This window comes from Enterobacter asburiae, assembly GCF_008080435.1.
Lineage (GTDB): Bacteria > Pseudomonadota > Gammaproteobacteria > Enterobacterales > Enterobacteriaceae > Enterobacter > Enterobacter asburiae_C.
The window spans coordinates 1-10,326 of sequence record NZ_VRKN01000036.1 but is presented as its reverse complement, the minus strand read 5'-3'; the positions used below and the strand labels follow the sequence as shown (position 1 = coordinate 10,326).

The window sequence follows — 10,326 nt, the reverse complement described above, 5'->3', positions numbered from 1 at the left end:
GGTTATACACCGATGCAACATATTCAACGCATGACCTGATTCTACTTGTCACCTCCGTTAAGAATGGGGGGATTACCATCATCTGAAATACCAAGAATACTCAAATTGTTACTTACCTGGTAAAAAGCAGAACACTCGCCACCATACAGGTTAGTAAAATTATCTATGCTTATATGGTAGAGAAGGCCAGTATTTATATTACCAGTCGTTACCTTCATGGTTTCGACATAACTCTTTACTGACTCACTATTTTCATCAAACCCGGTCCAGAATAAAGTGACCATGTCATTAATTGCGATATTTGAATAAGGGTAAACCATTATGTTAGTACCATTATTCATTTCAATACTTTGCTGAGTGATAACACCGTTACTAGCATCGATAAATACCGGGGGTGCATAAATCACATCAGGCATGCCCTCAATAATATTTAAGTTCACAATTTCGGAGCTGAGAGTGTTACCTGCTTTGTCCTGTACAGAGTACAAAATTTCATGTTTACCAAGTTCCAGGTCTGAGGTAATAACAAAAACAACAGGAAAATCAACGGACGGATCTTTAATCAAAATTTCCCTGGTGCTGATACCATCCCACATAACATTGATGAAATCACCTTCGCGCGTGTTTTCGTAAGGTCTTATTCTCACAAATACGCCACCTCCAACGTCAATATCATTTTTACTAATTGTGTAATACTCAGTCATCTGTGGGAGATTAGGTGGGGGTAAGAATTGAGTTGATTTCTTCATGGTGGTTTTCCTTGTGTTTTTAAGGAAAAGGAATGCTGATTTCATATAGACCAGCCCGATATAAAAATAAACCAGAAGGAAAGATAACTATTTATATTCTGTCTGTGCATAGATCTGAGTTGTTAATAATATCTACACCCTGGAATAAATTTTTCTCCGCCTCCCTTCGCCGTACCAGTCCGGGGAGCCGTTTCCCGCCGGCGTTAACCCAGCGCAGCAGCTGGCCTGCGGCCCCCGGGTAATCGCCGGCGTTCAGCAATCTCAGCAGCGTGGAGGTACGCAAGTTTCCGGAACCGAGATTAAACGTAAAGGAAACAAGCGCATCGAACTGACACTGCGTGAGCGGAACGCGGACAAAACGGCCCACGGCGCGTTCAGCATCCGCCACATCCTCACGCAGAAACGCATCGGCCTGTTCCGGGGTTATCACATCCCCGGGCCTGACGCCGGCCGTGTGGCCGTAGCCGATGGTCCAGACGTCTGCCGAGCACTGATACGCCCGCAGGCGCAGCCCCTCAAAATGCTTAATCAGTGCCAAGCCTTTTTCACCGGTTTTCTTCTCTGCGTTTCTGTTTATAATATCCATGGCATTCTCAGTTTTTTTGATAGAAAACGACGCACCCTAAATAATAAAATAGCTGCATTATGCGTGACCATGTGGTAACCATCATAAATGACGAGAAAATATACCTGCCATTTATGAGTAAAACCATGAAAATAATAACTGCTGCGGGTTATTCTATATGCCTTTAAGCACCGAGCAAGGCACAATTGAGCTACGTGAAAAACAAAAAAAGACATCTTTGATATTTACAATCATGATTTTAAAACTCACTGAGTTCCACCTTATATATTAATTGCCCACTTCACACAATTCCACTCGTGATAATTTTCGTTGTTTCTTTTTCCGGCAGACAGATAAATGAAGCTGATACAACAGGAGCTCTTGCTCCAACATCATCAAACCAACTACCATCAGGCGTTTGAGGCCTGAATGCGAGATATTTATTGCCAGTTTTGACCAAAGACAGATCAACTATCCCTTCAATCACAAATTTTTCTCCAGGATGTACTTCCTGAGGAGTATTCATCAACTGGAAAGCCGGACGTTCTGTTTCTTCTGCCGGTTCAGGTGGCAGAGAGGTTGTAGTCCATACTTGTGGTGTTGACAATGAAAGGGTTCCGCCAGATTTATTCAAAAAAACCAGTCTCATCAGTAAAGAACCAGAAAAATCAAACTGATCAGTGCAATAAGCTGTTTCGTATCCCGCCCATTGATATGAGTAGCTAATTTCTGTAGGACAACTCATTTTTTATTTTCCTTAGTAAAATATCTGCATCGATGTATACATCAAAGCCCGGGGTAAATAAATTTCCGCCAGGTGTGGAACGCGAAATAATATGGTTCATAACCTGTTAAGCATGAGATACATCCTGACACGGCACCCCATCGTTCCCTTCCGGCTTATCGTATTACTTAAATGATTCCCAGGCATAATTCAGCTGTCGTCACATAGCATTTTTTACCTAATCATTACCAAAGCGGGTCTGTCATGAATAGGGGGGGGTAATGCACCACCGACATTATCTATTCATTCCTCGTGCTTTCCTGTGTTTTTTTTCATGTTATAATCTATCAACCGCATGATATTAATAATCACGGTAATTATAAGTGCGCTACAAAAAAAAGCCCCCACTGCACGTTCACCGCTGAAGACCCCTGGTGCAAATATTCCGAGTATTTCCAGTGTTGCATCTGCACCGACTATTCCCATTGTAAAAGAGACAAAAAAAGCCGTTATTTTATGATAGCGACCAGAACGTTGCTGTGCAAAAACGCTGACTAGCGCTCCCGAGAGAGAGGCTACAGCAATGCTCATATCTGTATTATTGAAATTGAAAGTTAGCATATCGTAACCATAATGATGAATATCAATCAGTCCAGAGAAGTCCTGCATATACCTACCCGTTGGTATATTTTTCTCCACTGTGCTTCCCTGAACAAACCTTAATTATAAAGTCATTGTTTTTGAAATGGGTATTATCGATCAGTTGCCGCATATAGATAGTCACAACCTATCGAGGTTAATGAAATGATCGCCATAACTAATTAACAAATGAAACTAAAATGTATAACCTATTGTTTTAATTGTTAAATATTATTCAATCCTTTTTCATCTTTATTGAAGCAACGTAATTTTAACAGCCACAGTCATTTCAACAAAACATAAACCAACCAGAGGTTTGTGAACCCGGATACTTATCATGTTCTTAACAAATGAAAGCGTAAAAATATCAATGGTTCCGCGACCCGGGGTAGTCAGCCAATGATTTAATTGTTTCCGGCCCCCCCTCTTCCCTGCCGGACAAAGAGGTCCAGGACTACATCGGAATGGCCACGACAAGGCTTAAACCGCCGTTATGGTGTATCTCTGCGTTAGCGGACACATTACGAATGTGAATGTGTACCCCGGACTTTAGGCGACACCCTGCGCTGTAGTTACATCATACAAATAAAATCCAATTTTATTAACCGGGCCTTCGGCCCGGTACAATACCGCTCATCAGCAACGAAAGTGCGCTTGTACATGCTTGATGTCTGGGTTTGAGGCTGGCAGGGGCTCAGTGTTTCATTAATGTGCTGTGGCTTCAGGTGATGAAAATATTGCTTAATCTGTATGTTGTAACTATTCAATTCCCAACCTGAGCCCTTATGAGCGGATAGCATGGCTGATTGCCGGTATTACTGATATGCACAACGGCTTCAACGGGCAGGCAGACCCCTCTGGTGTTCATAGATCCACCTTCCAACTGCCGATGCTAATAGAGCAATTGACATCGGGAAATGCATGGGTGTATTGAGTGCCGGGACTGTCCTGGTATTCATTATTCATTTATGGCAATAACCCATTTATCGCAACAATACTCTTTCATAAGCGCCATTAACCCTGCTTTTCTTCCTGGATGTTCTGTGGATGATAACCCATCACTTTGCGGATGTTGATATTGTCCTTTGCGTATCATATGAATCAGTAAACTGCAGGACAGCTTGAGACGGCGGGATGTCTACGTTACCGGCAGTAACCGGTGGGGAGATCCCCGCGAAAAATTACTACAGGTCGCAGACTGGCAGGCAAACCGGATTAAAGTTTATCGTTCTCTGGGGCACCCGACGAATCCACAGGACGCAATAAAATCGCTGGGTCTTCAGCTGGACTCCCGTTACAGGCAGGTTGCCGCACGCCTTGGCGAAAACGAAGCGGTCCAGCTGGATATTTCCGGCCCAAAGCCAGGCTGACAATTTCTCCACTCGCCAGAGTTAACGATCTGCCCGTCAGTATCAGCGTCGTATTGATGGCTGAGGCCTGCAATATCGGTCTGGAACCCCTGATAAGGTCAAATGTCCTGCCCTGACCCGACACCGGCTGAGCTGGACAAAAGCAACTACCTGCGGGCTGAAACTATCACCAGTGCGAATGCCAGGCTGGTTGTTTTTCAGGCAACGCTGCCACTGGCACAGGTCTGGGGTGGTGGCGGAGTGGCCTCTGCAGACGGAATGCGCTTTGTTATGCCAGTCAGAACAATCAATGCCGGACCGAACCGCAAATACTTTGGTCATAGCAGGGGGACCACCTGGTACAACTTTATGTCCGCTCAGTACTCCGGCTTTAATGGGATTGTTATACCGGGGACGCTGAGGGACTCAATTTTTTGTGCTTGAAGGTCTTCTGGAACAGGAAACCGGGCTGAATCCTACCGAAATTATGACCGATACCGTAGGGGCCAGCGATCTTGTCTTTGGTCTTTTCTGGCTGATGCCGGTGCTTCGGTTTTCTGGCGCATGGACAATGACGCTGATTATGGGGTGCTGAATGATATTGCCAGAGGGCTGTCAGATCCCCAAAAAATAGTCCTTCAGTGGGACGAAATGATCCGGGCTGCAGGCACCCCTGAAGCTGGGTAAGGTCCAGGCTTCGGTGCTGGTTCGCTCGTTACTGAAGAGTGAGCGCCCTTCCGGACTGGCTCAGGCAATCATTGATGTGGGACGCATCAACAAAACGCTGTATCTGCTTAATTATATTGATGATGAAGATTATCGTCGGCGCATTCTGACCCAACTAAACCGGGGAGAAAGCCGCCATGCCGTTGCCAGAGCTATTTGTCACGGTCAGAAAGGTGAGATAAGAAAGCGATATACCGACGGTCAGGAAGATCAACTGGGCGCACTGGGGTTAGTCACTAATGCCGTCGTGCTATGGAACACTATTTATATGCAGGCAGCCCTGGATCATCTCCGGGCACAGGGGAGACCCTGAATGATGAAGATATTGCACGACTCTCACCGCTTTGCCACGGGCATATCAATATGCTCGGCCATTATTCCTTCACACTGGCAGAACTGGTGACAAAAGGACATTTGCGGCCATTAAAAGAGGCGTCAGAGGAAGAAAACATTGCTTAACGTGAGTTTTCGTTCACCTCCACCGCCTTTTTGGGTGGGGCGCGGGCTGCTTTTTTTTCTTTGTCTTTTTGGGTTGCCCGCCTCCCGGCTGAGGCATCCGGGAGGCGGGAGGTCTGTCATCCGGCAGCGGCTTTTTATTGCGTTTTGGCCCGGTGCTCACCACCACCGTTTTTCGTCGGGAGCCCGTGATGTCTGCCCCCGCCTCGCGAACGTGTCTGCTGGCGGGGCTTTACGCTTCAGGCTCAGGAGCGGACGGGTTTTGTCATCATTCATGGGCTGACTCGAATAGTGTGTTGGTAGCTGGAGTGACTGATAGGAGAAGTATTCCACAGGAACTACACTGGCGGCATTGATATTGCGCGACAGATGCCGGTTACTCACCAATTTCCTTCTCTTTCACTATCTCGCGCTCAACCCGGTGAAGCTAATCGGTCACGCTTTCCCGCTGCCGCGCCTGTTGACGATCCTGCTGTATGACCTGACTCAGCCCGGCCTGTTCCTGCTGCCGGGACTGTTCAACCTCACGCTGCAGTGCACAGTATTCAGCACGCTCCGCCTGTTGCAGGGCATCAGGGCGTTCCGGGGCACCAGGCAAATGCGGGACGGCCTCCGGATGCTGCTGGCGTCGGGCTTCTTCAGCCAGCATCTTCGCCATCCGCTGCTCTTCCGGCGTTTTGAGGCTCACCGGGTCATGCAGGCAGCGCTACCACCGCTATCCCCGGTGCTGGCACAGCGTCCGGGCAACCTGAAGCCGCTGACGCCGGGCTACGCAACTCAGGCGTCTCCCAGCGTGACGTCCTCGCCAACATCATCGACAACGCCAGGCAGTGCCGCGTCTGGCGCAGCCAGATAAACGGGCTGCTGGACGAACGAGAAGGATTAGAAAAATGACGTTGCAGGTTGAATTCTGGACGGTGGTGGGTTTTCTCATCACCTTCATGAGCTTTATCGGGGGGATGGCCAAATGGCTGTTCAGTAAAGCGGAGGATCGTCAGGCGGCGCGGTTCACTTCACTGGAGCAGGCGCTGCAGAACTCCACCTCCAGCTGGAGCGAGCTGGAAAAAGAATTCCTGCGTTTTCAGGCTGAATTACCGGTTCAGTATGTCCGTCGTGAGGACTATATCCGCGGTCAGACGGTCATTGAGGCCAAGCTGGACGCACTCTACAACAAACTGGAAGTGGTACAACAGTACCGTCATACAGGAGGTCACAATGGTTGATATCGCCCGCGTGCGCCGGGAATCCCTGCGCTGGAGTCTGCTGGTTGCTCTGAACAAAACCCGCCCGTATACCGCCAGCGAGACGCTGTTGCTGGACGTATCCCGCGCGATCTACCCGGACACCACCCATCTTGAGCTGCGTCGGGAACTGGACTACCTGGCTGACCGCAAGATGGTTGATCTGGAGAAGAAGCCTTCCGGTGACTGGTTTGCCGACCTGACCCGCCTCGGCGTTGACCTGGTGGAATATACCGTTGAATGCGGCCCCGGCATTGCCCGCCCGGAAAAGTACTGGAGTGAATGATGGCCAGACGCAGCACGATAGATAAGCTGCCGGAAAACGTGCGGCGCTGGCTTGAGCGGGCGCTGAATGAATCTGGCTTCAGCGGCTACTCAGAGCTGGAGTCCCTGCTGCGTGAGCAGGGTTACGTCATCAGCAAATCGGCTATCCATCGCTATGGCCAGAAGATTGAGCGCCGCTATGGTGCCATTCGTGCGGCCACCGAAGCGGCCCGTATGCTGACCGAAGGTGCGGCTGACGATCAGGATGCGCGTTCGGAGGCCGTCATCGCCCTGATCCAGACCGAGCTGTTCGAGAGCATCGTCCAGTTGCAGGAAGCCGATGAAGGTGAAGTCGATCCGCAGGAGCGCGTGGCGCTGCTGTCCAAGGTCGCTAAAAACGTGGCCACGCTGTCCCGCGCCTCCGTCAACCTGAAGAAGTTCCAGAGCGAAGTCCGTGACCGCGCCCGGCAGGTAGCCAGCAACGCTGAGAAGATTGCCCGCAAGGGTGGTCTGTCAACCGATGCCGTGCAGGCGCTGAAGCGCGAAATTCTGGGGATTGCATCATGACCACACTGGCACCTGTATTGCCTGATACCTCGGCGCTGGATATCCCAGCCGTTCTAATGCCTTACCAGCAGCGCTGGGTAGCTGATACGTCCCCACTCAAAGTTATTGAGAAGAGCCGCCGAACCGGTATTACCTGGGCAGAGGCGTCCGATAACGTGCTGACCGCTGCCTCTTCAGCACCTGCGGGTGGCATGAATGTTTATTACATTGCCTATAACCAGGACATGACCGTCGAGTATATCCAGGCCTGTGCCATGTGGGCGCGGGCCTTCAACTACGCCGCCAGCGAGATTGAAGAAGGTTTCTGGGAAGAGGACGAAGACGACAAGCATATCAAGACCTACACCATCAAGTTTCCCGACTCCGGCTTCCGCGTTGTCGCGCTCTCCAGCCGCCCGTCTAACCTGCGTGGCCGTCAGGGCATCATCGTGATTGATGAGGCCGCGTTCCATGAGCAACTGGACGAACTGCTGAAAGCAGCGCTGGCGATGCTTATCTGGGGCGGTAAGGTGCGCGTTATCTCCACCCATGACGGTGACGACAATCCGTTCAATACGCTTATTGGCGATATCCGTGCCGGGCGTCAGGGGGGCAGCGTACAGCGAATTGCCTTCAAAGAAGCCGTTGCGCAGGGTTTGTTTCACCGTGTCTGCATGCGAACCGGGAAGGAATGGACGCAGGACGCTGAACAGGCGTGGATGGCGTCGGTGTACAAGTTCTACGGTACCGGCGCGTCCGAAGAGCTTGACTGTATCCCGGCCAACGGCGGTGGTGCCTGGCTGTCCCGCGCCCTGATTGAGTCCCGCATGTCACCTGATACGCCGGTGCTGCGCCTGACGTGCCCGGAGGGCTACGAGCTGAAGCCCGACGCTGAGCGCTTCAGTGAAACGCAGGACTGGCTGGATGAGAATCTGAAGCCGCTGCTGGAGGCGCTCCCCGCTGATGCCCGCTCGTTTTTAGGGCGTGACTTTGGCCGCAGCGGTGACCTGTCGGTGGACTATCCGCTGCTGCAGGAGAAGAACCTGGTACGCCGCGTACCGTTCGTGATGGAGCTGCAGCAGGAACAAATCACCTGGTACCTGATGGACGGCCTGCCAAACCTGATGGGCGCGGCACTTGATGCCCGTGGTAACGGGTCTTACCTCGCCGAATACGCCATGCAGCGCTACGGCTCCAGCCGGGTGAAACAGGTCATGCCCACCGAGAGCTGGTACCGCGAGCATATGCCACCGGTTAAGGCGGCGCTGGAGGATGGCAACCTGATTGATTTGCCGAAGGATGAAGACACGCTGGACGACCTGCGGGCCGTTCAGGTGGTTAACGGCGTTCCCCGCGTACCGGAACAAAGGTCAAAAGCGAAGTCGGACAGTGGCAAACGCCACGGGGACTCAGCTATCTCGCTGGCGCTGGCGTACTTTGCCAGCCGTGAAATTAACAAAGGGCCGGTGAAGGCAAGCTCACGCCGTCGTCGCCAGTCGGCCCGTATGCTGGAGGGTTACTGATGTGGGTTGTAAGCGGGAAGCCGCCAAAATTTTGCGGGCTTGCCATACGGCTTATGACAACGCCAGCCCCTCAAATTGCTAATGGCGTAATCGAGGTTCCGAAAGATCACTAAAAAATCACAGACTGGAAATTTTCGGCGGTTTAGGCGTAGACCCCTGTTAGATCGACAGGGTAAATCCGGAGCTGCTTTAACCATGCTGCAGAATGACTTTGTAACATTTTTTTGCAAATGACAGGTCGGATCAAAGACAAGATGGCAGAAATCCATCATTGACAGGCACATCGATTACCATCTCCGTTTACACGACAGAGCCAAAAATACGCTATACTTCCCTCCTCTAAAATGCTGCTGATGGTTATCAATGTGAAGGATTCGTTTTATAATGACAGCAATATCAACTCATTCATTCAACACGAGCTGGATGAATTCGTGTCGGATGGCGGACATACAATCTATGCCTATGCGGTTATGAATAAAAAAGACCCTTCCCAGATGCATATTATTAATAACAATCCGCAATGGTTTGATCTTTATCTTGAAAGAAAATATCAGTTTATCGACCCCGTTATTATACGGGCGTTAAGTAGCGTCGAGGATTTTGCTTGGGACAATCAAATGATGGTTTCATCCGGCTACACGCTACCCCGTATTTTTGATGAAAGTTCCCGGCATAATATTATTCAGGGTCATACATTTCCGCTCCACGACTATATGAATAATCTGGCTGTTTTATCTTTGATAAATTATCAGCAAATGGATTTTGATTTCAGAGCCAACCGTGCTACCACTCTGTCTTTCTTTATAACTCTGCATCAAAGGATGCTCAGTCGCTACAGCGACATTGACCAGAAGAAAAAAGCCTTTCTGTCCCCCAGAGAACAACAGATTTTGCAGTGGGTTTATGCGGGGAAAACGTATGGAGAAATTGCAACCATTCTCGTCATAACCGAACGGACGGTGAAATTCCACATGAGCAATGTGATGAAAAAACTCGGCGTAAACAACGCCAGACACGCCGTAAAATTAAGCATGGAACTTAGATTACTGGATGTCTGACAGTGTTAATCCCTGCAGTTGTCGGAGCATTTCCCGAAGCCAGAGGTTTTTTTTATCTTTGCTGATGATCTCTTCTATTATATTTTCATTGGCGGGCATGAAAATATAATAGATCGTTTCACCTTTCTCCGATAGTCCCTTTCTGAGGACTTGAACTTTCCAGTTGGCCTGCCGAAAAATTGCGTACATACCACGGCTGACAATAGCATGCATACCCTGATAGCCCTTTTTAAGACAGTAAATTATCATCGCCAGAAAGAGAGCTTTGCTGACAGCCACCCCTCGTAAATTGCTTTCATCGCGTCGCTGTTTGTCGAGAAACAGGCGGCTGATTTCACAACACGGAATATCTACTGGCAGAACGAGATCCTCAAAATATTCATGGAATACTTCACTAATCATTGTGGGGTGCGTATTTTCATGAATAGAGATCGCCCAATAACATCCATCGAGATCGGGTAATAACATTTGAGCAGATCGCTGAAT

At 49.6% G+C, this 10,326-nt stretch carries 11 protein-coding genes and 1 pseudogene; 7 read left to right on the top strand and 5 right to left on the bottom strand.

Annotation, left to right across the window (positions count from 1 at the left end):
- Positions 1-41: 41 nt before the first annotated feature.
- The 4 genes from FU672_RS24340 to FU672_RS24325 all read right to left on the bottom strand — a co-directional run bounded on the left by FU672_RS24340 (position 42) and on the right by FU672_RS24325 (position 2,737).
- Positions 42-749 carry a hypothetical protein gene (locus FU672_RS24340; RefSeq protein ID WP_148245169.1) on the bottom strand — a complete coding sequence of 236 codons (708 nt, stop codon included), beginning with the start codon at positions 747-749 and terminating at the stop codon, positions 42-44.
- Positions 750-840: 91 nt separating this feature from the next.
- Positions 841-1,335 (bottom strand): lysozyme, encoded by a 495-nt coding sequence (locus tag FU672_RS24335; RefSeq protein WP_148245168.1) that lies wholly within the window; start codon positions 1,333-1,335, stop codon positions 841-843.
- Positions 1,336-1,615: 280 nt separating this feature from the next.
- Positions 1,616-2,059: a hypothetical protein gene (locus tag FU672_RS24330; RefSeq protein ID WP_148245167.1), complete on the bottom strand. Its 444-nt coding sequence runs from the start codon at positions 2,057-2,059 to the stop codon at positions 1,616-1,618.
- 282 nt (positions 2,060-2,341) lie between these two features.
- Complete coding sequence (locus tag FU672_RS24325; protein WP_148245166.1) at positions 2,342-2,737, bottom strand: putative holin; 396 nt, start codon at positions 2,735-2,737, stop codon at positions 2,342-2,344.
- Positions 2,738-3,777: 1,040 nt separating this feature from the next.
- Here FU672_RS24325 and FU672_RS24320 point away from each other — a divergent pair.
- From FU672_RS24320 to FU672_RS24290, 7 genes and pseudogenes are all read left to right on the top strand, one after another.
- A pseudogene (locus FU672_RS24320) lies at positions 3,778-5,211 on the top strand (Tn3 family transposase); the annotation flags it as partial.
- A 355-nt stretch (positions 5,212-5,566) separates the two neighbouring features.
- Complete coding sequence (locus FU672_RS24950; RefSeq protein ID WP_187360852.1) at positions 5,567-6,064, top strand: hypothetical protein; 498 nt, start codon at positions 5,567-5,569, stop codon at positions 6,062-6,064.
- Positions 6,065-6,098: 34 nt separating this feature from the next.
- Positions 6,099-6,431: a hypothetical protein gene (locus FU672_RS24310; RefSeq protein ID WP_148245165.1), complete on the top strand. Its 333-nt coding sequence runs from the start codon at positions 6,099-6,101 to the stop codon at positions 6,429-6,431.
- Positions 6,424-6,735: a hypothetical protein gene (locus FU672_RS24305; protein WP_032636386.1), complete on the top strand. Its 312-nt coding sequence runs from the start codon at positions 6,424-6,426 to the stop codon at positions 6,733-6,735. The genes FU672_RS24310 and FU672_RS24305 overlap by 8 nt, the downstream gene beginning before the upstream one ends.
- Complete coding sequence (locus FU672_RS24300; RefSeq protein ID WP_148245170.1) at positions 6,735-7,280, top strand: DUF3486 family protein; 546 nt, start codon at positions 6,735-6,737, stop codon at positions 7,278-7,280. The genes FU672_RS24305 and FU672_RS24300 overlap by 1 nt, the downstream gene beginning before the upstream one ends.
- Positions 7,277-8,782: a hypothetical protein gene (locus tag FU672_RS24295; protein WP_148245164.1), complete on the top strand. Its 1,506-nt coding sequence runs from the start codon at positions 7,277-7,279 to the stop codon at positions 8,780-8,782. The genes FU672_RS24300 and FU672_RS24295 overlap by 4 nt, the downstream gene beginning before the upstream one ends.
- Before the next feature lie 365 nt (positions 8,783-9,147).
- Positions 9,148-9,840 carry a helix-turn-helix transcriptional regulator gene (locus FU672_RS24290; protein ID WP_148245163.1) on the top strand — a complete coding sequence of 231 codons (693 nt, stop codon included), beginning with the start codon at positions 9,148-9,150 and terminating at the stop codon, positions 9,838-9,840.
- Here the strand turns inward: FU672_RS24290 and FU672_RS24285 are convergent.
- A partial coding sequence (locus FU672_RS24285) for an acyl-homoserine-lactone synthase (protein ID WP_316043737.1) occupies positions 9,826-10,326 on the bottom strand: 501 nt, incomplete at its 5' end. The genes FU672_RS24290 and FU672_RS24285 overlap by 15 nt on opposite strands.

Bases quoted from the DNA above. Each gene is read 5' to 3' on its own strand.
- FU672_RS24340 (WP_148245169.1), bottom strand. From the start codon at position 749: ATGAAGAAATCAACTCAATTCTTACCCCCACCTAATCTCCCACAGATG.
- FU672_RS24335 (WP_148245168.1), bottom strand. From the start codon at position 1,335: ATGGATATTATAAACAGAAACGCAGAGAAGAAAACCGGTGAAAAAGGC.
- FU672_RS24330 (WP_148245167.1), bottom strand. From the start codon at position 2,059: ATGAGTTGTCCTACAGAAATTAGCTACTCATATCAATGGGCGGGATAC.
- FU672_RS24310 (WP_148245165.1), top strand. From the start codon at position 6,099: ATGACGTTGCAGGTTGAATTCTGGACGGTGGTGGGTTTTCTCATCACC.
- FU672_RS24305 (WP_032636386.1), top strand. From the start codon at position 6,424: ATGGTTGATATCGCCCGCGTGCGCCGGGAATCCCTGCGCTGGAGTCTG.
- FU672_RS24300 (WP_148245170.1), top strand. From the start codon at position 6,735: ATGGCCAGACGCAGCACGATAGATAAGCTGCCGGAAAACGTGCGGCGC.
- FU672_RS24295 (WP_148245164.1), top strand. From the start codon at position 7,277: ATGACCACACTGGCACCTGTATTGCCTGATACCTCGGCGCTGGATATC.